General features: G+C 56.8%; 20 protein-coding genes. 9 read left to right on the plus strand and 11 right to left on the minus strand.

The window, feature by feature from the left end; all coding sequences use genetic code 11:
• Positions 1-90 precede the first annotated feature (90 nt).
• The 3 genes from tsaB to IEW65_RS08200 are packed head-to-tail and all read left to right on the plus strand — an operon-like array spanning position 91 to position 2662.
• The gene (gene tsaB, locus IEW65_RS08190; protein ID WP_188639000.1) at positions 91-792 is read left to right on the plus strand and encodes a tRNA (adenosine(37)-N6)-threonylcarbamoyltransferase complex dimerization subunit type 1 TsaB; all 702 of its coding nucleotides are present in this window, start codon (positions 91-93) and stop codon (positions 790-792) included.
• A complete protein-coding gene (locus IEW65_RS08195; RefSeq protein WP_188639001.1) occupies positions 789-1499 on the plus strand; it encodes a class I SAM-dependent methyltransferase in 711 nt (236 codons plus the stop codon). Before tsaB ends, IEW65_RS08195 begins: the two co-directional genes overlap by 4 nt.
• Before the next feature lie 41 nt (positions 1500-1540).
• Positions 1541-2662 (plus strand): phospholipase D-like domain-containing protein, encoded by a 1122-nt coding sequence (locus tag IEW65_RS08200; RefSeq protein WP_188639002.1) that lies wholly within the window; start codon positions 1541-1543, stop codon positions 2660-2662.
• An 8-nt stretch (positions 2663-2670) separates the two neighbouring features.
• Here the strand turns inward: IEW65_RS08200 and IEW65_RS08205 are convergent, their stop codons facing one another.
• Positions 2671-3351 (minus strand): YecA/YgfB family protein, encoded by a 681-nt coding sequence (locus IEW65_RS08205; protein WP_188639003.1) that lies wholly within the window; start codon positions 3349-3351, stop codon positions 2671-2673.
• An 87-nt stretch (positions 3352-3438) separates the two neighbouring features.
• On the opposite strand from IEW65_RS08205, the gene IEW65_RS08210 reads away from it, so the two are divergent.
• The 3 genes from IEW65_RS08210 (at position 3439) to IEW65_RS08220 (ending at position 7040) form a co-directional block, all read left to right on the plus strand.
• Positions 3439-3987: a SprT family zinc-dependent metalloprotease gene (locus IEW65_RS08210; RefSeq protein WP_188639004.1), complete on the plus strand. Its 549-nt coding sequence runs from the start codon at positions 3439-3441 to the stop codon at positions 3985-3987.
• 169 nt (positions 3988-4156) lie between these two features.
• The gene (gene acs / locus IEW65_RS08215) at positions 4157-6106 is read left to right on the plus strand and encodes an acetate--CoA ligase (RefSeq protein WP_188639005.1); all 1950 of its coding nucleotides are present in this window, start codon (positions 4157-4159) and stop codon (positions 6104-6106) included.
• Positions 6107-6377: 271 nt separating this feature from the next.
• The gene (locus IEW65_RS08220; RefSeq protein ID WP_188639006.1) at positions 6378-7040 is read left to right on the plus strand and encodes a response regulator; all 663 of its coding nucleotides are present in this window, start codon (positions 6378-6380) and stop codon (positions 7038-7040) included.
• 100 nt (positions 7041-7140) lie between these two features.
• Here IEW65_RS08220 and IEW65_RS08225 read toward each other — a convergent pair whose 3' ends face one another.
• The 4 genes from IEW65_RS08225 to IEW65_RS08240 form a co-directional block, all read right to left on the minus strand.
• The gene (locus IEW65_RS08225; protein ID WP_188639007.1) at positions 7141-11082 is read right to left on the minus strand and encodes a NahK/ErcS family hybrid sensor histidine kinase/response regulator; all 3942 of its coding nucleotides are present in this window, start codon (positions 11080-11082) and stop codon (positions 7141-7143) included.
• Positions 11083-11222: 140 nt separating this feature from the next.
• Entirely contained in the window at positions 11223-11753 is a 531-nt protein-coding gene (locus tag IEW65_RS08230) for a hypothetical protein (RefSeq protein WP_188639008.1), read from the minus strand.
• Positions 11754-11858: 105 nt separating this feature from the next.
• Entirely contained in the window at positions 11859-13640 is a 1782-nt protein-coding gene (locus tag IEW65_RS08235; protein WP_188639009.1) for a sodium:solute symporter family protein, read from the minus strand.
• Positions 13641-13646: 6 nt separating this feature from the next.
• Entirely contained in the window at positions 13647-13907 is a 261-nt protein-coding gene (locus IEW65_RS08240; RefSeq protein ID WP_188639010.1) for a DUF4212 domain-containing protein, read from the minus strand.
• Positions 13908-14559: 652 nt separating this feature from the next.
• Between IEW65_RS08240 and IEW65_RS08245 the strand changes: the two genes are divergently transcribed.
• From IEW65_RS08245 to ttcA, 3 genes are all read left to right on the plus strand, one after another.
• The gene (locus IEW65_RS08245; protein ID WP_188639011.1) at positions 14560-16377 is read left to right on the plus strand and encodes a putative nucleotidyltransferase substrate binding domain-containing protein; all 1818 of its coding nucleotides are present in this window, start codon (positions 14560-14562) and stop codon (positions 16375-16377) included.
• A 5-nt stretch (positions 16378-16382) separates the two neighbouring features.
• Positions 16383-17033, plus strand: coding sequence for a 3'-5' exonuclease family protein (locus tag IEW65_RS08250; RefSeq protein ID WP_188639445.1), 651 nt, complete (start codon positions 16383-16385; stop codon positions 17031-17033).
• 75 nt (positions 17034-17108) lie between these two features.
• The gene (gene ttcA / locus IEW65_RS08255; protein ID WP_188639012.1) at positions 17109-18017 is read left to right on the plus strand and encodes a tRNA 2-thiocytidine(32) synthetase TtcA; all 909 of its coding nucleotides are present in this window, start codon (positions 17109-17111) and stop codon (positions 18015-18017) included.
• Here ttcA and fnr read toward each other — a convergent pair.
• From fnr to IEW65_RS08285, 6 genes are all read right to left on the minus strand, one after another.
• Positions 18007-18756 carry a fumarate/nitrate reduction transcriptional regulator Fnr gene (gene fnr / locus IEW65_RS08260; protein ID WP_188639013.1) on the minus strand — a complete coding sequence of 250 codons (750 nt, stop codon included), beginning with the start codon at positions 18754-18756 and terminating at the stop codon, positions 18007-18009. The two genes, ttcA and fnr, sit on opposite strands and share 11 nt — an antisense overlap.
• A 57-nt stretch (positions 18757-18813) precedes the next feature.
• Positions 18814-20241 (minus strand): oxygen-independent coproporphyrinogen III oxidase, encoded by a 1428-nt coding sequence (gene hemN / locus IEW65_RS08265; RefSeq protein WP_188639014.1) that lies wholly within the window; start codon positions 20239-20241, stop codon positions 18814-18816.
• Between the two features lie 147 nt (positions 20242-20388).
• The gene (locus IEW65_RS08270; protein ID WP_188639015.1) at positions 20389-21084 is read right to left on the minus strand and encodes a sulfite exporter TauE/SafE family protein; all 696 of its coding nucleotides are present in this window, start codon (positions 21082-21084) and stop codon (positions 20389-20391) included.
• A complete protein-coding gene (gene ccoS, locus IEW65_RS08275; RefSeq protein ID WP_188639016.1) occupies positions 21081-21299 on the minus strand; it encodes a cbb3-type cytochrome oxidase assembly protein CcoS in 219 nt (72 codons plus the stop codon). Before ccoS ends, IEW65_RS08270 begins: the two co-directional genes overlap by 4 nt.
• A complete protein-coding gene (locus IEW65_RS08280; protein ID WP_188639017.1) occupies positions 21296-23761 on the minus strand; it encodes a heavy metal translocating P-type ATPase in 2466 nt (821 codons plus the stop codon). The genes ccoS and IEW65_RS08280 overlap by 4 nt, the downstream gene beginning before the upstream one ends.
• A complete protein-coding gene (locus IEW65_RS08285; protein WP_188639018.1) occupies positions 23758-24279 on the minus strand; it encodes a FixH family protein in 522 nt (173 codons plus the stop codon). Before IEW65_RS08285 ends, IEW65_RS08280 begins: the two co-directional genes overlap by 4 nt.
• Between the last annotated feature and the right edge of the window lies 1 nt (position 24280).

Below are 24280 nucleotides of genomic sequence, written 5' to 3' on the forward strand. Positions count from 1 at the left end.
ACGATGGCCCGCAGGTTTCCTGCGGGCCATCGTCGTTAAAGGCGTGTGGCGGTATACTAGAGCCCTATTTTTACGGAGTGCAAAACCGCTATGTCGTCGTTATACCTTCTGGCACTGGATGCCTCCTCCAGCGCCTGTTCAGCGGCCCTGCTCCGCCAAGTGGGCGGTCAACGTGAATGCCTGGCACGCTATGAGATAACGCCTCGTGCGCACACCAAGCGTCTCATGCCGATGGTGGATGAGCTGCTGGCAGATGCTGGCATTACGCCTCGCCAGTTGGACGCGGTGGCCTTTGGCCGTGGTCCGGGCTCATTTACCGGTCTGCGAATCGCCGCCGGTACCGCTCAGGGGCTGGCGTTTGGATTAGACTGCCCGCTGCTGGGCGTCTCTACCCTTGAGGCGCTTGCGCTGCAGGCACACCGCCGCTATCACTTCCGCCATGTAGTGACCGCCTTGGATGCCCGCATGGGCGAAGTGTATGCAGCCACCTGGCACTGCCTAAACGACGCCGTAAGCTTACAAAGCGACGAAGTCGTCATTGCCCCCGGTGCGTTTCGACTACCTGCCGATGAGACCGACTGGGTGGGCGTTGGCTCAGGCTTTGGCCTATGGGATGAGTTCGCCGTGGGCGTGCAGGCCAGCATGTCGCAGCACCTCACGGATATGGAACCTCAGGCAGAAGAGATGGCCTGGCTAGCCGCTCGCGACCTGGAAGCAGGCTTAGGCCAGGCGGCCCATGAGGCGCAGCCCGTGTATTTGCGCAATAACGTCGCCTGGAAAAAACCGGCATGAGCCAGCCGGTACCGCAGGTGGCGCTGCCGCCAGGATTAACGCTGAGCTATGTGAATGGTCAGCTCGCACTAGTGGGGGATGAGCGTCAGTACGGCAAGCCGCTCAGCGTTGATTTTGTATCCGGTAAGGCCGCGCATCGTCGCCAATTCGGCGGTGGCAGAGGGCAGCTAGTGGCTAAAGCGTGTGGGCTAGCCAAAGGCATCACGCCGAGCGTGGTGGATGCCACGGCAGGTCTGGGCCGAGATGCCTTTGTGTTGGCAAGCCTAGGCGCGCAGGTGCTGATGATTGAGCGCGTCGCCGCCATTGCGGCGCTGCTGCAAGATGGCCTTGAACGTGCCGCTAGCGCAGATGAAACGGCACTGATTGCCGGGCGAATGGCACTGCGCCATGGCGACGCCGCCGAACAGTTGGCCGCACTCGTCGCCGATGCTGAGTTTGCGCCTCAGGTGATTCATCTGGACCCGATGTTCCCCCACCGCGAAAAGTCTGCACTCGTTAAAAAAGAGATGCGCGTGTTTCGTGAACTGGCAGGGGATGACGACGATGCCCCACGGCTGTTGGAAGCCGCGCTGGATGTGGCAACGCACCGAGTCGTCGTAAAGCGACCCCGTAAAGCACCGCCCATTGCGGGTCCTGCTCCTCAGCACATGCTGGAAGGCAAAACGAGTCGCTACGACCTGTACGTTCATCGCTCATTGGCCCGTTAAACGCGGTCATCGTCAAATCTAGGGCAAGAGAAGGAGTCTCTATGCAACACGAGTGGCGAGAAGGAAACCGCGTCGTTCTGCTGCCAGAAGCATCGCGCTTTTTACCGGCGATGTTTGAGGCGGTGAGTCAGGCGCAGCACTACGTGCTCGTAGAGCTTTATTTGATGGAATCTGGCGAGCTGGCCAGCCAAGTGATTGACGCGCTGGCAGCCGCTGCACAGCGGGGGGTAGGCACTTATCTGCTGCTAGACGGCTACGGTGCCATGGGGTTAGCGCGAGACGACCGTGAACGCCTGCAGGCCGCGGGTGTAGCGCTGCAGTTTTTCAACCCCATAGGCTTTCACTCCTTGGCCCGTAACCTTAGCCGCGACCACCGCAAGATCGTGGTGGTCGATGGCGAGGTCGCATTTACCGGCGGCTTTGGCGCGGTAGATGAGTTTTTGGAAGCCTGGTATGAGATTGCACTGCGCATTGATGGACCTGCCGTGGCGGACTGGGAAGCGCTGTTTCGGCGCCTATGGCATTCTCGGCTTACCCGCCAGGCGTCGGGCGGCCAAATGCCCATCCCGCTGCCCTCACAGCGCAGCGCCACTCTGCATGAGGATGGCGTGCGGGGAAGGGTGATGTCAGCCAGGGGCTATCGCTATCAGGCCATTCGCCATTCACTCTATGAGCGAGTTAGCAGTACCCACCAACGGCTGTGGTTATGTACGCCCTATTTTGTGCCCACGTTTTCGCTGCGCCGGCGCTTGATTCGTGCCGCACGACGAGGCGTCGACGTTCGCCTGTTGCTGCCGGGCGCAAAGCATGACCATCCCGGCGTGCGCTATGCAGGCCAGCGCTTCTATCATGGCTTGTTAAAGGCGGGGGTGCGCATTTTTGAGTTCCAGCCGACGTTTATCCATGCCAAATTCGTGCTGGCCGATGAGTGGGTCAGCCTTGGCTCGTGCAATTTTGATCACTGGAATCTGCACTGGAACCTGGAGGCCAATCAGGAGATCGCCGATGCTGGGTTTGCGGATGAAGTCCAGGCGCTCTTTGAGCGCAACTTCGCTGCCAGCCAAGAGGTCGATGCCGCTGCCTGGGCCGCGCGGCCTTGGGGGCAGCGGGCCAGGGAGTGGGTATATGGCGTGATTGATGGTTGGGTGACGCGACTCAAATAGCCGTGCAATTACTTACGCTTTTTGCCCTTGGCTTTGGCGGGCGTTTTTTTGCGGGGTTTAGGCTTAGGGGTTTCAGGCGGCACGCGGTAGTGCAGGTAAAGGTCGAGTACGAGCTCTGGCAGTTGAGCGACTAAGGACTCCTGGTTGGCCTGATCTTTTGCCATCTCCGCCATATCGGGTTCATCGTCAAATAACCCGGATAGCAGCATAAAGGGTAGCAGCAGCGTCGCAGCCGCTTCTTCGTCTTCCTGGAACCAAGCGCTCTCGTCGCTAAACACTGCCTCCATAAAGCCAGCGCACCAGTCGCCGATTGGCGTCTCTTCGGCGGGAATGCCTTCGAGGGTCAACTCAAACGGTAGCTCGGGCAGGCCGCCTTGCTCAAGCACTGCCATGGCGTTATCGCGCAGCTGTGTCAGCAGTTGCTCAATCTCGGCGCGTTCGGCGTCATCCCGGTAATGGGGGGTGCCCTGAAATAGCTCTTCTAACCACTGGGCTGGCGGCTGCTCGCTGGGAGCAACGGCCAGCGCCACCAAAAATCCGTGGGCTGAGATCAGGTCCAGCGCATCTTCGCCTACTTGATCCGAGTCGAGAAAATCGTCCAGCCTATCCAGCTGTTCATCATCCAGCAGCGGCTGAGGCGGGGCATTGTCGGGCGAGTTTGCTGCGGGCACGTTATTGCGCTCTGCCATGGGGAGCCTCGTGGTCAACGTCATCTTTGAGAAACCGCTGTCGATCCAGAACAATCGAGCAACGTTATTAATGGCTAGTTTATCACTATGAAGACTGCACCACTGCCCCCATGGCCTCGCGATGATCTGATGGCGCTCTCGCAAGAGGCGCTCATGCATGCCGCTCAGCAGCGGGTGGCACAGGCGTTAGCCCGATGTCGGGAAGTGTACCCAACACTGCCTGCACCCAAGGTGTGGTTTGATTTAAAGGGGGCCTCGGCGGGGCAAGCGCATTTGGGGCGAGGCGGGCTGCGCTTCAATCCCGTGCTGCTCAGCGATAATCGCGACGCTTACTTTGACGAAGTCATTCCCCACGAAATGGCCCACTGGCTGGTGTTTCACTTAGCCAACGGCACACGCTTGAAACCCCATGGGCGCGAGTGGCAAGCAGTGATGCGAGACCTGTTTGGCTTGGTGCCAAAGGTGACTCACCGGTTTGATACACAGCGCTCTCAGCCGCGCCCTTATCGCTATGAGTGTGGCTGCCAGACCCACTGTTTTACGGCCAGACGTCATGCCTTAGTGGTAAAAGGGCGTCGTTATCGCTGCCGTCATTGTGATCAGACCTTGGTCTACAGTGCATTTGAAAACCCATGATGGCGTTTTAAGTTATTGTTTTTAAAATTAAAAATGTTAATACCAATGTCTAAAGGGAAGCCGCTCTGGACAGGTTTATGCTAGGTAAATATTACGCGCGTCGGTGTAACCAATAATAAGACCGGCACCATTTCCTAGAGAGTGCAACTTCACGGACAGAGGCAATTTCATGAGCGAGCATAAAAACGTCTATCCAGTGCGCGATAGCATCGCTGCCAAGGCATGGGCCGATAAAGATAAATATGCGGCAATGTATCAGCAGTCCATGGACGACCCGGAAGGTTTCTGGGGCGAGCAGGCCAAGCGTCTCGACTGGATCAAAACCCCCAGCAAAATCAAAAACACCTCGTTTGCCCGCGATAACGTCGATATCCGCTGGTTTGAAGACGGCGAGCTGAACGTAGCGGCGAACTGCCTGGATCGTCACCTAGAAAAGCGTGGCGACCAAACGGCGATTATCTGGGAAGGCGATAATCCCAACGATTCCAAGCACATCACCTATCGTGAACTGTACGAGCGCACGAACCAGTTGGCCAATGGCCTGAAATCACTGGGTATTCAAAAAGGCGATACGGTCACGCTGTATATGCCGATGATTCCCGAAGCCGCCATGGCCATGCTGGCCTGTGCGCGGATTGGCGCGGTGCACTCGGTGGTATTTGGTGGTTTCTCCCCAGACGCCGTGGCTCAGCGGGTGATTGGTGCGGATTCCAAGCTAGTGATTACCGCCGATGAATCTGTGCGTGGTGGCAAACATGTTCCGCTAAAAGAGAACGTCGACTCCGCGCTGACCCGCGACGGCACCGACGTGTGCAAAAACGTGCTGGTGGTGAAGCGTACCGGCGGTGATATCGACTGGAAGGAAGGTCGCGACCTGTGGTTTGACGAGCTGGTCGACCAGCAGTCTACCGAGTGCCCTGCCGAGGCCATGAACGCGGAAGACCCGCTGTTTATTCTCTACACTTCAGGCTCCACCGGCGCACCGAAAGGCTTGAAGCACACCACGGGTGGCTACCTGACCTACGCCGCCATGACCCATCAGTACGTCTTCGACTACCAAGAGGGCGAAATTTACTGGTGTACGGCAGATGTCGGCTGGGTGACTGGCCACAGTTATATCGTCTATGGCCCGCTGGCGAACGGTGCGACCACGCTGATGTTCGAAGGCGTGCCGAGCTACCCGACCCACGGCCGCATGGGCGAAATCGTCGACAAGCATCAGGTCAATATCCTTTACACCGCACCTACCGCCGTACGCGCACTGATGGCCCACGGCGACGGCGTCATGGATTCCAGCAAGCGTGATTCGCTGCGCCTGCTGGGGTCGGTAGGTGAGCCCATTAACCCGGAAGCGTGGGAGTGGTTCTACCGCGTGATCGGCAAAGAGAAGTGCCCGATTGTCGATACCTGGTGGCAAACCGAAACCGGCGGCATCATGATTGCGCCGCTGCCGGGGGCCACCGACCTCAAACCGGGTTCAGCAACCACGCCGTTCTTCGGTGTGAAGCCCGCGTTGGTCGATAACGAAGGCAACGCGCTGGAAGGGGCTACCGAAGGCAACCTGGTGATTCTGGACTCCTGGCCGGGGCAAGCGCGCTCTATCTGGGGCGACCATGAACGCTTTGTTCAGACCTACTTCTCCACCTACGACGGCATGTACTTCACCGGCGACGGCTGCCGCCGTGATGAGGATGGCTACTACTGGATTACCGGCCGTGTGGATGACGTGCTTAACGTTTCTGGTCACCGCATGGGTACCGCTGAGATTGAGTCCTCGCTGGTGGCGCACTCTTCTGTCGCCGAAGCAGCGGTGGTGGGTTTCCCCCACGATATCAAAGGGCAGGGCATCTACATTTATGTGACCCTGAACGGCGGCATCGACCCCACCGATGAGTTAAAGAAAGAGCTGACTCAGTGGGTACGCAAAGACATTGGCCCGATCGCCTCGCCGGATGTTATTCAGTGGGCACCGGGGTTACCGAAAACTCGCTCAGGCAAAATTATGCGCCGCATTTTGCGCAAAATTGCCGCCAATGAGTGTGATGGCTTGGGTGACACCAGTACACTGGCAGACCCATCGGTCGTCGATGACCTGATCGAGCATCGGGCAAATCAGTAAGCGGCTCGCCCCTAGGCATTCAGCATTAGGGGCGAGTTTCAATGACGGACGTCAAGCGTTTGCTCATTCATGTAAGGCAAACTGCGCTTGTCCGATGCAGTGCCGGCCACAGGGCCGGCACTGCTGTTTCTGTTTGGATGACGACTCAATGACAAATTGTGCATGTGATGCTTGGGCATGATGAAGCCCATGGGGTACCATGCTTCAACCGTATGAGCCTAGCGTCGCGGCGGCAGGCAACCCCGCTGCTCGAGGAACCGGAGGAATATCCATGGCAGTAGCCCATAAGTTTATCGTCGCTGACGACCATCCGCTGTTTCGTGCAGCGCTCACCCAGGCGTTGCGCCAGTTGGCCCCCCAGGCTGAGATTGTCGAAGCCGACACCATGGAAGCCACCACTGAGGTCGTTAATCGACACCCCGATGCGGATTTAATTCTGCTGGATCTTCATATGCCCGGAGCCCACGGCTTTTCGGGTCTTATTCAACTGCGCGGGCAGATGCCGGATATTCCGGTGGCAGTGGTGTCCGGCAGTGATGAGCCCTACGTCGTGCGCCGTGCTATCGACTATGGTGCCTCGGGCTTCATTCCTAAATCATCGTCGCTGCAGCTGATTGCAGAAGCAGTGGGCGAGATTTTGCAGGGTGAAGTGTGGCTACCAGAAGCGCTAGCCAATGTGCTGGAAGAAACCAGCGAAGAGGAGTCGCGCTTTGCTGAGGCGATTGCCTCCCTGACGCCCCAGCAGTTTCGCGTACTGAACATGCTGACCGAAGGCCTGCTGAACAAGCAAATCGCCTACGAACTCAGCGTATCAGAAGCGACTATTAAAGCTCACGTGACCGCGATTTTACGTAAGCTAGGTGTGCACTCCCGTACTCAGGCGGTCATTGCCGCTCAGAAACTGGAAGTGGAGCCGCCGAAAGTCGAGTCTTAACGGCTAACGGTCAGTACACAGCGCCGCGCTTAGTCTTTGCTAAGCGCGGCGCTGCTGTTTTAGGGCTACTGTTTTAGGGATACCGTTTTAGCGCTAATGATTAAGGGTTAGCGCGGCTGGCCTGGAGAGTGCGGGTCAGTAGCGCGCGCAGCGCCGCAGGCTTCACCGGTTTTAACAACAGCTGGTAGCCTGCCCGTTTGACCTCTTCAGCAACCACCTCTGTGCGATCCGCGGTAATCACAATGCCTGGCACGGCTCCTGCAAAACGCTCGCTAAGGGCCTCAAGCGCCATTAACCCCGTGACTTCGTTATCTAGGTGGTAGTCCGCCAGGATAGCGTCCGGGTCGCCGTCCATATTGCGCAAAATTGATTTAGCACCGCCGATGCTGGTGGCGGTAAACACCTCGCATCCCCAGCCGCTTAACATGGCGGTCATGCCCTCTAGGATCAGCGTCTCGTTATCAATACACACGATCCGTGTGCCCGCCAGCTTGTTACCGCTGCGGCGGCTGTTGGGCTCCTGCTCGGTGATCGTGATTTCCCGCGCGGGCACCGTGGGCACGCTCACAGAAAACACCGTTCCCACGCCGACCCAGGAGCGCACTTTGATGGGGTGATCCAGCACGCGGCTCATACGGTCGGCAATGGAGAGCCCTAGCCCCAGCCCCTTTTCGCTCTCCTTGTGGCGGGAGACCTGATCCAGACGGCGGAACTCCTGGAAGATTTCCGTCAGCTTGGATTCAGGAATCCCCGGGCCGCTGTCCCATACCTCAATCAGCAGCCTTCCCCCCTGGCGACGGCAGCCCAATAGCACGCGGCCTTCTTGGGTGTAGCGAATGGCATTGGAGAGGAAGTTTTGCACGATACGACGCAGCATCTGCGGGTCGGAATCCACCCATTGCTGAGTGGGCACAACGTCAAGATCTAAACCACGATCATCGGCCATGACCTCAAACTCAGCGCGCAGCGGGCGGAAAATATCGGCTAAGGCGAAATGGCTGCGCCGTGGTGTCAGCGCCCCGGCATCAAGTTTAGAGATATCCAGCAGCGTGCCCAGCAGCTCTTCGGCCGCTTGCAGCGAGTTATCAATGTGGCCAATGGTGCGCTGGGTGTCGCTGGCGGTGACGTTTTGCATCAGCGCCGAGGTAAACAGCCGCGCGGCATTTAAAGGCTGCAGGAGGTCGTGGCTGGCAGCGGCCAAAAAGCGGGTTTTCGAGGCGTTGGCGTCTTCTGCCAGCTGCTTGGCCTGGCGCAACGCTTGCTCCGCTTCAGCACGCACGCGGTTCTCCTGGCGCAGGGCCGCGTTGGCCTCCGAGAGCGCTTGAGTACGCTCGCGCACCCGCTCTTCCAGCGTTTCATTGGTCTCTTTTAGGGCGATTTCCGCCTGACGGCGCTCGGTAATGTCTTGATACAGCGCGAAGAAACCTAAAATCGACTGGCTGTCGCCAAAGTGCGGGGTGTAGGTCACCAGCATATAGCGCATGGCGTCGTTCACCCGCATGGAGACTTCAAAACTGACTCGCTCACCGGCCAGGGTGCGCTGTACCCAGGGTACGCGCTCTTCGGCCTGTTTAACCGGCAGCACGTCTTCGTAGCGCCGCCCGATCACCGCGTTGCGGTCAATGCTGAACGCCTGCTCGTAGGCGCGGTTGGTGAACAGATAGCGGCTCTCTTTATCGAAGTAGGCAATCAGCGCGGGGACATTATCGGTGTAGATACGGATATTGTTTTCCGAGCGAATCAGCGCCTCTTCAATACGCTTTTGCTGGGTAATATCCTGATAGGTATACACAAAGCCGCCGCCGGGCATGGGGTTGCCCTGTACTTCTAATACGCTGCCATCCTGGCGATAGCGAACGTAGCGGTGGGGCTGGCCATCACGGATGTTGTCTAACAGCAGCTGCACGTGCTCTTCCGGGTCGCCAGGGCCGTACTCGCCGTTGTGGGCGTTGTAGCGGAAGATGCGGTCCATCGGCGCGCCGACGCGAATAATATGGTCAGGGAAGCGGAACAGCTCCAAATAGCGCTGATTCCACACCACTAGGCGCAGGTTCTGGTCGACCACGCTAATGCCCTGATTGATGTTTTCGATGGTGGCCTGGAGTAGGGCGCGGTTGAACTCCAGCACCTGAGACGCCTCATCCACAATCGAGATGACATCGGAAATGCCGATGCCTCGCCCTTGAAGAGCAGAGTTCACCACGATGCGTGCTGAAGAGGCCCCTAAGACAGAAGCAAGAAAGCGCTCGGTAAACTGAATCACGTCGATGGAAGCACGGGTGCCGTCATCCAGCGGCTTGCCTGCTCGGCGTGCGTAATCATCAAAGGCGCGATCGACTTGGCCCGCGCCTAAGAAGCGCTCACATAGCACTTTCAAATCGCCCACGGTGGTAGCACCGGTCCAAGGGCGATTCACGGAGGTCTGGCGGGTCTCAACGCTATCCACAAACAGCGATGCCTGAATGCGCTCCACGACTCGCTGGGAGGTTACCTGGGAGACAAAGATATAGCAGAACAGGTTAATGCCCAGCGACAGCATGACCCCGTGGGTAAACGTATCGCCCAGGTTCAGGCCAAACAGCGCTGTAGGTGAGAGCCAGTTAAGCCCCAGCGGGCCACCGGCCAGCCATGCTTGTGGCAGCACGCCTGCGTTAATCATGGCGGGCATGAGCAGGCTGTAGGCCCAAATGGCAAAGCCCACGTTCATACCCACAATCACGCCTAAGCGGTTGCCACGTTTCCAGTAAAGCCCGCCAATAAGTGCCGGGGCAAACTGGGCCGCCGCCGCAAACGAGAGCATGCCGATGGAGGCCAGCGAGGTGAATTCGCCAATCAGCTGATAAAAGCCATAGGCCATGGCCAGCACGGCCACGATGGTGAGGCGACGGGCGCGCAGCACCAAGCGGCCATAGTCGCGGGCTTTGGTATCAAACCAGCGCAGCCTGAAGAGCGCCGGAATCACAATTTCGTTCGAGATCATGATCGAAACGGCGACCGCCGCCACAATCACCATGCCGGTGGCGGCAGAGAAGCCACCGATGAACGTGAGCAGCGTGAGCCACTGCTGGCCCGAGGCCATCGACAGCGCGAGCACGTAGGTATCGGGCTCCACGCCGCTTTCTGAAAACAGCAGCAGGCCAGCCGCCGCCAGCGGTACCACGAAGAAAGCAATCGCCAGCAAGTAAAGCGGGAACAGCCAGCGTGCCTTGGTGGCATCATCGGGATGGATGTTTTCCACCACCGCCACGTGAAACTGGCGCGGCAGGCATAGAATGGCCAGCATAGCGAGCAGCGTTTGCGCCCAGAAGCTTTGGCCGAAGTCTTGGTTGGCGAGCTGGCGCTGTAGCTCAAGCTGGCTCTCGGCGTGGCCCATCAGCTCGCCTAAACCGTCAAACATGCCCCAAGTGACAAACGCGCCCAGCACCAGAAAAGCCACTAGCTTGACCAGCGACTCAAAGGCGACTGCGTGGATCAACCCTTCGTGGTGTTCGGTGGCATCGGTGTGCCGGGTGCCAAACAGAATGGCAAAAATCGCCATCACCACCGCCACATAAAAGGCCGTATCGCCAAACAGCGGGGTGTGGGTCATGTCTTGCGCATCGGTCAACACACTAAAGGTGGTGGAGACCGCTTTTAGCTGTAGGGCGATATAGGGCAGCGTGCCAATCAGGGCCACAAGGCTGGCAAACGCGGCTAGAGATTGAGTTTTACCGTAGCGGGAGGCGATAAAGTCGGCAATAGAGGTGACGTTTTGATGCTTGGCAACGCGGATCATCTTTGCCAGCACGGGCCAGAACAGTAAAAACGTTAGAATGGGCCCAACGAAGATACTGGCAAACGACCAGCCCGCGGTGGCCGCTTGGCCTACTGCGCCGTAAAACGTCCACGATGTGCAGTAGATGGCGAGCGCCAGGCTATAAATAATCGGGCGGCGGCGGCTAGCGCCGTGAGTGCGTGCACGCCGGTCGCCAAACCAGGCAATACCAAACAGCACTGCGATGTAGAGCAGTGACACTGCGACCAGCAGCCCGCCATGAAACATAGTGTCTCCTCACCAATCGTACTTTTAACAGTACCTTTAGATAGCGCTTCTAAGCAGTACGTCTAAACAGCACGTCTAAACAGCACGTTTAAACAGTACTTCGCCTAGCAAAGGGCTCCATTCTAGGCGAAGGGGAGGCGCTACGTCTGCCGTTCGTTGGCCAGTTGGCAAACGGTGGTGAGCAGCGGTGAAGTCTCTCGCAGGGGGCGTAACTCGTTTAGATCGGCTTCTCCGGTCTCGGGGTTTCGCGGAATAAGCTCCCGGCTTGAACAGTTGAGGATGTAGGGTTGTGTGGTGATCAGGTCCGTATGGCGGCGTTCAAACTGATAAAGAATAAACTCAGCCACTAGGTCGCCATCGACGGTTTGGGCCCGCACGTTCTCGCTGTCCACCACGCTAAAGGTGGTCGTGATCGGGAAAAAAAGCGTCCAGGGGCGCCACATATTGCTGGAGGTATCGCTGGAAATCACTTGGGCTGTTTCCGGTAGCTGTAGCTGTTTATGCTCGAACCAGTCGTACTCGAACTGAACCTGATACCCCAGCATGCCCAGGCCACCAAACACCGGAACAATCCATTTAGGAAGCCGCTTACGGCTCAAGGTGCGAAGCAGTAAGCCAATACCGGCAGCCGCAAGGCCTGCAAAAACAGCGGCCACTAAGTGCCAAATCATAACGTTTCCTTCTTAAAAGCCATCGGGCTCCCCTGAGGAAGCCCGATGGTAAGTGGTCCCATGATGCTACTGGCCAGTGGCGCAATAGCGAGGAACGATTATGACTTAGTGATCAACCGCTGCACCAGCACCTTTCGGATAGCGTACGCTTTCCACTAGGTCCTGAATTTCTTGCGGCGGTGCATCGGTGGCGTTAGAGACAAGGAAGGCCACTGCGAAGTTAATCACCGCGCCTACAGCACCAAACGAGAGGGGTGAAATGCCCAGCATCCAGTTATCCGGCGTGTTGGCCAGCATGTTGGTGCCTGGAACAAAGAACCAGCCCAGGTAGGTGAAGATGTAGAGCAGGGTGCAGATCAGACCCGCCAGCATACCGGCTATTGCGCCTTTGTTGTTCATGCGCTTGGAGAAGATACCCATCATCAGCGCAGGGAACAGCGAGGCACCGGCAATACCGAAGGCAAGTGCCACGGTTTGTGCAGCAAATCCAGGTGGGTTAAGCCCTAAGTAGGTCGCCAGCAAGATCGCACCGCCCATGGAGATACGCGCCGCGAGCATTTCGCCTTTTTCGGAGATTTTCGGGTTGATCATGGTTTTGATCAAGTCATGACTGATCGCTGACGAGATTGCCAAGAGCAGACCCGCTGCCGTAGAGAGTGCCGCTGCGATACCGCCCGCTGCAATTAAGCCCACTACCCAGCCTGGTAGGTTGGCAATTTCAGGGTTCGCCAATACCAGGATGTCGTTGTTTACTTCTAGCTCGTTACCTTCCCAGCCGCGATCAGAAAAATCAGCCGCATTGTTGTACATCTGGATGCGACCATCGTTGTTCAGGTCGTTATGGGTAATCAGGCCAGTCTCTTCCCAGGTGCGGAACCAGTCAGGGCGATCTTCATAGAGGATGGGGTTAAGAGCGGCTTCTTCATAGTTTTCCACCTGCCCAGCCATATCTGGATAGACGGTTGTAGCCAGGTTGAGACGTGCCATTGAGCCAACCGCAGGAGCGGTTAAATACAGCAGTGCGATGAAGACAAGTGCCCAGCCCGCTGACCAACGTGCATCGGCTACTTTCGGTACAGTAAAGAAGCGGATAATAACGTGGGGCAGACCGGCAGTACCGACCATCAGCGACAGAGTGAACAACACCATGTTCAGCTTGTTATCAACGTCTGCGGTGTAGTCTTGGAAACCAAGTGCATTGACCACATCGTCAAGCTTCGTGAGTAACGGAATGCCGGACTCTGTATGTGTGCTGAACATGCCGAACATCGGAATCGGGTTACCGGTGAGCTGCATGGCGATAAACACCGCCGGAATGGTGTAGGCGATAATCAGTACCACGTACTGAGCAACCTGCGTGTAGGTAATGCCTTTCATGCCGCCAAAAACGGCATACAGGAAGACGATAAACGCAGCGATCCAGATGCCCCACGTGTTGCTTACTTCCAAGAAACGGGAGAACGCAACGCCTGCACCGGTCATTTGGCCGATAACGTAAGTCACCGAGGCAATGATCAAGCAGACAATCGCCACTAAACGCGCGGTGTTGCTGTAGAAGCGGTCGCCGATAAAATCTGGAACGGTGAACTTGCCAAACTTACGCAGGTAAGGGGCAAGCAGCATCGCCAGGATGACGTAGCCGCCGGTCCAGCCCATGAGGAAGGTGGAGTTGGCATAACCGCCAGAGGCCAGTAGACCCGCCATAGAGATGAACGACGCTGCTGACATCCAGTCGGCCGCTGTCGCCATGCCGTTGGTGATGGGGTGTACGCCGCCGCCGGCAACGTAGAAATCTTTGGTGGAGCCCGCTCGCGCCCATATCGCAATCCCGATATAGAGCGCAAACGAGGCGCCAACAAACAGTAAGTTAATTGCAAACTGGCTCATACTGGCTTACTCCCCCAGGCCGTATTTTTGGTCGAGCTTGTTCATTCTCCAGGCATAGAAGAAGATCAGCACGATGAAGGTAAGAATGGAGCCTTGCTGAGCAAACCAGAAGCCAAGGTCTGTACCGCCAACGGGAATGCCCGCTAGCAGCGGACGAAAGAGGATGGCGCATCCATAAGAGACAAATGCCCAAACAACGAGGCATCCGAAAATCAATCGGACGTTAGCCTTCCAGTATTCAGCAGCATTGGATTTATCGTCTGCCATTGTGTTGCTCTCCAGTTGTGATTTTTAGGGTTGGAAAGTGAACTCAAGATAGCGTGTGGTCCATCAGGGCAACCCCGCATTGAAAACCGCGCTGGTGTGGAGCGGTTAGGCAGCGTTGCCAAGCACGTCACCTTCTTGTTGTTAAGCCGTCTTGTATCGTTATTGGGTGATCAGCAAGTTATCGTCAGCGGCTTGAAGTGCGTTAGACAAGGTGTTGTGCGATTACCCTGTATGACTCCTTGATAATACTGGGCAATAATCACAAAAAATAAATCCCAGACTTTGGTATCAGGTGCTCTTAGTAACGTGGTGGAAATGGTGTGTGTGAATATAAAGCATTATTTTCAATGAATTTTCATCGGTCTTTAAACGCCGTTCGCCGGGTGATAGGACAATGGTCTATGGCTCGGTTAAAAGTAATGTTTGCTACCTTGATAAGAGAAGATTAATTGGTTTAATTGGGTTAAATATTCGCTACTTTAGTCGCTAAACGAACGTCGTTAAGACGTTAGCGCTATAGCATAAAGTATAAAGATAGTGCGGTTAGAGTCGGTTTGAGAGTGGGGTGAATAGAAAGCGGGTTGAAAGATGGGTTGAACATTTATCAAGCCATTCACTGTTTCTTACTTATTGTGCTTAAGCGAGGTCGCCCATGGTAGACGTGGATCTATCCCAACTGCCGTTTACGCTGCTAGATGATGCGGGGCGTGATCACGTTCGTCGCGGGATGGATCTTGCTTTTTTTGACCGCGATGAAATTATTCTGGAGATGGGGCAGGCGGGTGAATCGGTCTTTTTGATTCATAAAGGCGAGGTCGCCGAGCTTGACCCAACGCTACCGGCGGCCAGCGCACGCATTGGGCACTACACCTCCGGAGACCTGTTTGGGGCGATTAGCATTCTTAATGGCAAAAGCCGCTATCGCTTTCAGGCCGAACAGGAGTGCCTATGCTATGTGATGCCCAAGGCGCTGTTTATCCAGCTGTGCCGCCAATACCCGCCGTTTGAGCAATTTTTTAAACAGTCGCTTTCCCACAAAGCACGCCTGCTGACCGAAAAGCGCGCTGACGGCGGCGTCACCATGGCGGGCTTTATGCTAGCCAAAGTGCGTGAATGTATGCGTGAACCCCTTCTGATTGACGCCTCAAAGAGTATCCACGACGCCGTTCGTCAGCTTAATGATAGCCATGCCGATAGCTTGCTAGTGGCCACTCAGGGCGCGCTGGGTATGGTGACTAAAACCGATCTTCTCAATGGATTGGTATTAGAAAACTGTACGCAGGAAACGGCAGTGGAAGCACTGGCTAACATGTCGCTGGTGACCGCGGCCCCTGAGCAGTATCTGTTTGAAGCGCTGATTTTAATGACCCGCCATAAAGTGGCGCGGGTAGTGGTCATGGAAGGAGACAAGGTTCAAGGCGTGGTAGAGCTGATGGACGTACTGAGCTTTTTCTCCAGTCGTAGCTATGTCGTCAGTTTGCAAGTTGAGCAGGCCAATAACATGGAGGCGTTGGCCGCTGCCAGCCAGCGCACGCCGGAGCTAGTAAATGCGCTGATGGCGCAGGGTGTGAAGCTACGTTTTGCCATGGATCTTTTGGCGGCCCTGAATGGCCGCATCATGAGCAAAGCGTGGGGCTTTACGGTGCCTGAGCAGTACCACACCCAAAGCTGCCTGATGGTGATGGGCAGCGAAGGGCGCGGCGAGCAGATTCTTAAAACCGATCAGGATAACGGCTTAATTTTGGCCGATGACTGCCAGTGGCCCACGGTAGCTGACGACATGGCAACGTTGACCGAGACTCTGATACAGCTGGGCTACCCACCTTGCCCTGGCAATATCATGGTCTCTAACCCCGAGTGGGTAGGCACGGTGTCTCAGTGGAAAAGTAACATTGCCAAGTGGGTCAATGCCCGTGATGGCGATAGCCTGATGAAGCTGGCCATTCTGCTCGACTCCCACGGTGTGGCGGGGAATCCGTCGCTATTGGAACAGGTGCGCGAAGCGCTGTTTGAACGCTGTTCCCACGATGAGCTGCTGCTCTCTTACTTTGCCCGTGCGGCACTGCGTTTTTCAACGCCGCTGACGCTGTTTGGTTCGCTGAAAAAGCCCCAGCACGGGATTGATATCAAAAAGGGTGGGATTTTCCCGATTGTGCATGGCGTCCGCACCATGGCCCTTGAACGGCGCATTAAAGCTACCTCCACCCTAGACCGCTTAGACGCTTTAGCCACCGACGGGCGGCTTGACCGTCGTTTCGCTGATGACTTAGGCGAGGCGCTATCGCTGTTCACTGAACTGCGTCTACGTCAGCAGCTGCTTGAGCTGGATGGCATCAACCAAAAGCGCACTAATCGGGTGGTGGTTCAAGAGCTCTCTTCGCTAGAGCGGGACTTACTGCGTGAAGCCTTACATATTGTGAAAGACTTTAAACAGCGTCTTTCCCATCGCTACCATTTGGAGTACTCGTGAGCGGAATGCCCTTGTTAGACCGACACATGACGCTATTGAGTGGTTCGCTGCGCACGCTGCTGCAGCGGGAGAGTGATCGTCGCCGCTGGGCTGATTCACCCTATGCCTGGCTGTTTCAGCCCTATATGGGCGAAGAGGCGGTGGCCTTGGCGTGTCAGGTAAGCACTGTGCAGCCTGCTGTGATGAGCGTGGCGGCGGTCGTGCTGAGCCCGCGGCGTGTTCATACCAGCCGAACGTGGGTAGCTACACTGACCGCGTCACCGGCGCTGGCACCTGCCACGCTGCGCCGCCATCATCAGTTGCATGACACTGTTTCGTCCCGCACGCCTGACGCTGAGTGCTTAAGTGAGTTGGCTGAGTTTGTCGGTAATCGGCCATTGGTGGGGTGGCAGTTAGATCACACCATCGAACCGCTTAACGGACTGTTTCGTACCGTGCTTGGGTTCGGGTTGCCCAATGCCCAGGTGGATGTCGCCAAGCTGCATGGTCGTCAGCTTCGGCGCCTGCATCCGCATGTCGAAGCCAGCAGCCGTCTTGGCGATGCACTGAATCGTTGGCAATTGCCTGCATTAATTTGGCCAAGCGTGGTGAGTGAGGCCACTGCCAGTGCGTTGCTGTACCTGCGTCTGCAGCGCGAGATAGCGTTAACCGCCTAGGGTTTGTATTGGGTAGAGCTTCGGAGTGTTGTTAGAATATGCGCTGCTCCTTCACCCATCGGCAGTGCGACGACCATGTTACAACCTGACTACTTTGATCCCGCATCGTCAGACAGTGTGTCTGATGATCACCTTTCCCAGCAGCACGACCTGCAGGATGCCAAGCAGAAGCGTGAATTCAATAAGTTGCAGAAACGCCTGCGCCGCGAAGTGGGAAACGCCATCATCGATTACAACATGATCGAAGAAGGCGACCGGGTGATGGTGTGTCTTTCTGGCGGTAAAGATAGCTATACGATGCTGGAAATTCTGCGCAACCTGCAGCGCAACGCCCCGGTTAATTTTTCCCTGGTGGCGGTCAATATGGATCAGAAACAGCCCGGTTTCCCGGAGCATGTGCTGCCCCGATATTTAGATAAGCAAGGCGTGGAGTACCACATTCTTGAGCGCGATACCTACTCGGTGGTGAAGGAGAAAACCCCAGAAGGTAAAACCACCTGTGCGCTCTGCTCGCGCCTGCGGCGTGGCTCGCTGTACGGTTTTGCCGAAGAGATTGGGGCGAACAAAATCGCGCTCGGCCACCACCGGGAAGATATTCTTGAGACGCTGTTCTTGAATATGTTTTTTGGCGGCACTTTAAAGGCGATGCCGCCGAAGCTGCTTTCGGATGATGGTAAAAACATTGTCATTCGCCCGCTGGCTTACTGCAAAGAGGCGGATATCGCGGAGTTTTCGCGGCTGATGGAGTTCCCGATCATCCCCTGCAATCTGTGCGGCTCGCAGCCTAATATGCAGCGTCAGGTGGTCAAAGAGATGCTGGCGGAGTGGGATAAAAAACATCCCGGCCGGTTAGAAAGCATGTTCAAAGCCGTCACCAACGTGGCCCCTTCACAGCTTGCTGACCGTGAGCTATTCGACTTTGCCGGTTTAGAAGCCAAGCAGGCCGCGTTGATGGAAGGCCGCATCCAGGCGTTTAACGTGTAATCGTCTGCGCCTCTTCTTCTGCCAGGGTGATGAGGCGCTGCATATCCAAAATATTGACTTCACGCCCCGAAACGGCCACCACATCTTGCTGCTGAAAGCGGCTGAGAATACGGCTGACCGTTTCGACTGCTAGGCCAAGATAGTTACCCATGTCTGCCCGAGACATGGAGAGCCGGAAGCTGTACGGGGAGTAGCCCCGACGTCGGAATCGGTCGGAGAGGGTAATCAAAAAGCTGGCCAGCCGCTGGTCAGCGGTTTTGCGGGAAAGCAGACGCATCATCCGCCGGTCGTCACGTAGCTCTTTGCTCATGCTGCGATAAAGCTGCCCGCGCAGTTCGGGTAGCTCTTCTGAGAGTGTATCTAGGCGATCAAATGGAATTTCGCACACCGTGGTGGTTTCCAACGCTATGACGGTGCCGGGGTATTGCTCTTCATCGATCCCATCCAGGCCCACAAGCTCACTGGGCAGAAAGAAGTTGGTGAGCTGGTCGTTGCCGTTTCCTTCGCTGGTTACCTGTTTCAAGCTACCGGAGCGCACCGCATAAACGCTGGTAAAGGCGTCGCCTTGACGAAACAGCGGCTCCCCTTTTTTGAGCGGAGAGCGGCGACGAATAATCGCGTCAAACTGGTTCATATCCTCCAGCTCTAGGGCGAGCGGTAGGCACAGCGAGCTTAAGCTACAGGTTTGGCAGCGTGCCTCTTGCAGCAGTGAACGTCGTTGGCTGGCAGGATATGACATGTAATTCTCCCTTCTTATTAGCCATCATAGGCACAGGGGGCCTGTGGCTCAAGGCGCTTATACAATCTTCGAATAGCGCTGGCTGTCCTGGCGTTGCAGGTGATGATCGAAGGCCATGGCCAAGTGCCGAATCAGCAGTCGTCCGGTAGGCGTTGCCTTGAAAGAGAGATCTTGGCGCATAAGAAGGCCATCTCGCTCTGCGCTTGTCAGCCGCTCAAGGGCGGTTGCAAAGTAGTCAGCAGAGTTGATGTGCCAACGCTTGCCGACCGCATCAAGGTCGATGGCCATGTCGCACATTAAGCGCTCAATGACCTCTCTGCGTATTAGGTCATCCTTATTTAATCGTAACCCTTTTATGGTTGCCAGCCTACCTTCATCTAAAGCCGCTTCATAGTGAGCTAGCTGGGTAGGGTTTTGGGCGTAAACGTCATCCACCCTAGAAATTGCCGACACTCCCAGGCCAATCAAGTCGCATTGGGCATGGCTGGAGTAGCCCTGAAAGTTACGTTGCAACGTGCCGTTGCGCTGGGCTTGCGCCAGGCTGTCATCGGGGCGCGCAAAGTGATCCATTCCTATATGCACATAGCCTGCCTGGGTGAGCATCTCGATGGTGGTGCGTAGAATCGCCAGTTTTTCATCTGCGCTTGGCAGGTCAGCTTCATTGATACGCCGTTGGGGCGCAAAGCGCGTTGGCATATGGGCGTAGTTAAACACTGACAAACGGGCAGGGTTAAGCTCAATGACTTGATTGAGCGTATCGGCAAAGCTCTGCTGGGTTTGAAACGGTAGGCCGTAAATTAAATCAAGATTGAGCGAGCGAAAGCCAAGGCGGTGCGCCTCATCCATCAACGTTTCTGTGAGTACCCGTGGCTGCACTCGATTAATCGCTGCCTGCACCCGTGGGTTAAGATCCTGCACGCCAAGACTTAAGCGGTTAAACCCCAGTGACTGTAAATGGCGCAGGGTTAAAACATCCGCTTCGCGTGGGTCGATTTCGATAGCGTAATCGCGATCCGCTGCGCTGGAGAGGCCAAAGCGTGCGTCTAAGCGGTCGATTAAATCGCTCATCTGGGCTAGGGTCAGAAACGTGGGAGTCCCCCCGCCCCAATGTAGCTGCTGCACCGGCCGCTGGGTGTCCAGATGGCGTGAGGTGAGCACCATTTCTCGGTCTAGCCGCGATAAGTAAGGCTCTGCGAGACGGGTATTTTTGGTGGCGATTTTATTACACGCGCAGTAAAAGCAAATTTTGCGACAAAACGGCACGTGCACATAGAGCGAGAGCGGCTTTTGGCTGGCGTTGCTGCGCTCCAGCGCCTGGGTCATATCGCCTGCGGTAAATTGGTCGTGGAACGATAGCGCCGTGGGGTACGAGGTATAACGAGGGCCGCTGGTGTCGTAGCGGCGCAGCAACGCGTCATCCCAGGCAGTGGCCTCAGCCGCTACGGAAGTAGGGTGAGCGAGAGCAGCAGTGGCGTGAACGGGCATAGACAGCGCTCCGACGTAACGGTACAAACGGATAAACGTGAGCGCTCATGCTATGCCAGCAAGCAAGACAAAGCGTTGAGCTATATCAAGCGAAGGCGGTTTAACGGCGACCGTTATCAAGCGGCGGTTGCGCCAATACGGGTGTGCCTAATGCCCGGTATGGGGGGCCAGCGTCCAAAGCTGCCATAGGGCAAAACTGATAATCATCAGCGCAGCCATGCTGCGAGTGGCGGGGTGGCGTATGAGCTGGCTAAGCTGTCGCGCAGCAAGGCCAGTGGCCAGCAAGGCGGGCAGCGTGCCTAAGCCGAAAGCGCCCATCAGAAGCGCCCCCTGGAGCGGGTCGGCAATGGCCAGGCTCCAGGCGAGCATGGAGTACACCAGTCCACAGGGCAGCCAGCCCCATAGCGCCCCTAAGGCAAACGCCTGAGGTAAATGAACGACGGGCATCAAACGCCTGCCAATAGGCTCAATGTAGCGCCATAACCGGCGTCCTACGGCTTCGACTTTTAACAGGCCTTTCCACCAATTGGCGATGTATAGCGCCATTAGAATCAGCATGACCGCCGCCACTACCTGCAGCGCGATACGTGCCTGGGGTGAGAGCGATACCAACGTACCCAGCGCGCCCACCAATGCGCCTGCCGCCATGTAGCTCAGAATGCGGCCGATGTTGTAGCTGAGCAATAATCCACCCATACGGGCGGGGTGTCGCATGCTGGGGGGCACCGCGAAAGTCAGGGCGCTCATAATACCGCCGCACATGCCAATGCAGTGAGCTCCGCCCATCAGGCCAAAGACAAACGCCGCCATGAGCGGCGGCAGTTCAAGTCCGGTGGGGTTCATGGCGGCGGTTCGCGTTGGCGGGATGGCTTGGCGGGTTTTTTACGCTCGGCACGCTGCTCCTCAGAGAGGTCATTCTCATCGTCGTCAAACAGAATACGGTGGGCTGGGCCCTCTAGATCATCGAACTGATCATTCTTCACCGCCCAGAAAAAAGCCCACACCGCCAGTCCCAGCAGGATGAGTGACAGAGGGATCAGCAGATATAGAATCGTCATGCGGTCACCGGTGTGGCAGGCGCTACCTGAGGAGCGGGAGGCGTTCGCCAGCGCGTTAGACGTAGCGCATTACCTACCACAACAAGGGAGCTGAGTGACATACCAATCGCTGCCAGCCAAGGGGGTACGAGGCCCATTGCTGCCAGCGGGAGCGCTGAAAAGTTATAGCACACTGACCAAATCATGTTCTGGCGCATAATACGCCGAGTGACACCGGCAATTTCTATGGCTTCAAAAATGCGCATTAAACGTGGGCTAAGTAATACGGCATCTGCCCGTGTGCGTGCCAGGTCGGTGGCCCCATTCATGGCGATAGCCACGTCAGCACCTGCGAGTACCGGCACATCGTTGATGCCATCGCCAATCATCACGACACACTCGCCCTGTGCCTGCAGTTCACGAAGCCGCTCAAGCTTACCCTCCGGCGATTGTCCTGCATGCCAAGTGGTGATGTTGAGCTGTTCCGCCAAGCTCTCTACGGCCTCTTGAGTGTCGCCAGAAAGCAGCTCTACCTCTAACCCCTTGGCTTGCAGGGCGGCAATGGTTTGGGCAGCATCGTCGCGAATACCGTCGTGGAGCTTAAACCAAGCACGCGGGGTGTCGTCTTCGCTTAGCAGTAGCCACTGCCCGCGACTGGGCGGCGTGAGTGGTTCAGTCGTCGCGAAATCGGGCTTGCCCAAGCGCCACGTTGCTCCGTTCAGTACGCCTTCTAGGCCACTTCCTGTCACGCTTTTTACGTGACGCGCTTGAAGCGTTGCGTCGCGGAACGGGCGAAACGCGCGGGCAATGGGGTGCTCAGAGTGAGCTTCTAGCGCGGCCGCAATGGCGCGCAGTTGCTCGCTGCTTTGCTCCGTTAACGGGCAAGTTTGAGTGAGCTGCATCTCGCCGCGGGTCAAGGTGCCGGTCTTATCAAAGATGACCCGCGTGACGTTAGAGAGTGACTCGATAGCATCGGCGCGGGTAATCAGGACGCCGCGCTGGCGCAGCTGGCCATGCCCCGCCGTGAGAGCCGTAGGGGTGGCGAGTGCCAGGGCGCAGGGGCAGGTCACCACCAGCACAGAAAGCAGCACCCAGAGCATGCGGGAAGGGTCGATAAACCACCACGCTATGGTGACGCAGGTAGTGACCAACAGCAAACGAAGCACGAACAGGTGCGCCATACGCGCGGCCATTTGGGCCAACCGTGGGCGGCTGGCAAAGGCGCGGTCAGTCAAATCCACAATGCCCGCCACGCGCGCATTGTTGCCTGCATGGGTAACCCGTACCGTGAGTGGGTTTTCCATATTCTGGCTTCCGCCTACAACCTGTTCACCCACTCGGCGGGTGACGGGTAAGTACTCACCCGTCAGCATCGACTCGTCAAGACTAGACTCGCCGTCTTCAATGATGCCGTCGGCGGGAACGCCGTGGCCGGGTTTGATCAGTACGCGGTCGCCAGGGGCCAGTTCGCTGGCGGGAAGAATACGTTCACTACCGTCGGCTTCGAGACGGGTAGCTGACACCGGCAGGACGCCACTGAGCGCATTGCCACTATGGCCACTGCGGCGGCGGGCGCGGCCTTCCACGTAACGGCCAAACAGCAGGAAAAAGGTGAACATGGCGACGGAGTCAAAATAGACCTCGCCCACGTTAAATAGCACCGCATAGCTGCTGGCGAGATAGGCGCCGCCAATGGCAATGGAAACGGGCACGTCCATGCCGAGCACGCCCACTTTTAAGTCGCGTAGGGCATTGCGGAAAAAAGGCAATGCTGAAAAGAACACCACCGGCGTTGCCAGCGCGAACGATAGCCAGTGAAACAGCGCAAAGAAGTCCTCGCTGAGCTCCCCAGGGCCCGATACGTAAATCGGGATGGAGAACATCATCACCTGCATCATACCGACTGCTGCGACAATCAGACGGCGTACGTTCATACGCTCTTCATGCTGAAGACGAATCTGGGCTTGGTCAGGTTCGTAGGGCTGCGCATCGTAACCAATGGCGGCAAGCTCAGCAAACAGCTGCGAGAGCTTGACGGCGCTGGGATCCCAGGAGATGCGCAAGCGGTGATGGGTCAGGTTGACCGCACTTGAAGCCACGCCTTCCAGCGCATTCAGGCGGTGCTCAATCAGCCAGGCGCAGGCGGCACAGGTAATGCCCTCAACGGCGAGGGTGGCTCTAACGTGACCTTCATCGCCCTCAGGGTGAACAAACTGAGCCTGTAGGCCGGGGTCGTCAAACACCGACCAGGTATCTGCTTTCGCAGCCTGATGCTCGTCGGGGCGCTCGGGCAGTTCGGTACGGTAGCGGTAATAGCTCTCTAAACCGCCATCCACAATCGCATGGGCCACGGCCTCGCAACCGGGGCAGCAGAGGGAGTGTGGTGTGTCATCTATGACAATACGCCACGGTGCCCCATCAGGCACCGGACTGCCACAGTGGTAGCAGCTTAAGTCGTGGCGGCTTAGCGTGGTTGTGCTCATTCGCTCTCTGTACGTCCTCCGGGTAGGAGGGCAACACTCTCTTCATTGGGGAAGCGGGCTTCGCCAATCAGCCGCCAATCAGCTTCGGTCTGCTGTGGCTGTAGCTGGATATACCAGCGGTAACGCAGGTTATCAGGGCCTTGGGTGATGTAGCGGCCTTCGCGCACATGTTGCAGGACAAACTCTTGGTCGCGGTCATCCTGGGTAGGGAAAATAAGGGTCAGGTAGAGTGTCTCAGGGCGGTCATTGCCGGCAAGATCAAGGACGATATCGCTCGTCACCGGGTCGATACGCAGCTCTGCGGACAGCTCTAGCTCCTGGGCGCGCTCTTGCTTTGCCAGCACCATGTTAATGGCCTTGCCATGTTCGTAGTAATCCTCTTGTACCACCATGCCATCAGCAGTTTTGATCGATAGCACTGCGAACGTGGTGCTGACAATAATCGAGGAAAACAGCAGGCCAAGCAGAAACCAAGGCCAAAACTGTTTATACCAGGGCTGGATGGGAGTATCGGACATG

This window comes from Vreelandella lutescens (assembly GCF_014640815.1).
In the GTDB taxonomy this organism is placed as follows: domain Bacteria; phylum Pseudomonadota; class Gammaproteobacteria; order Pseudomonadales; family Halomonadaceae; genus Vreelandella; species Vreelandella lutescens.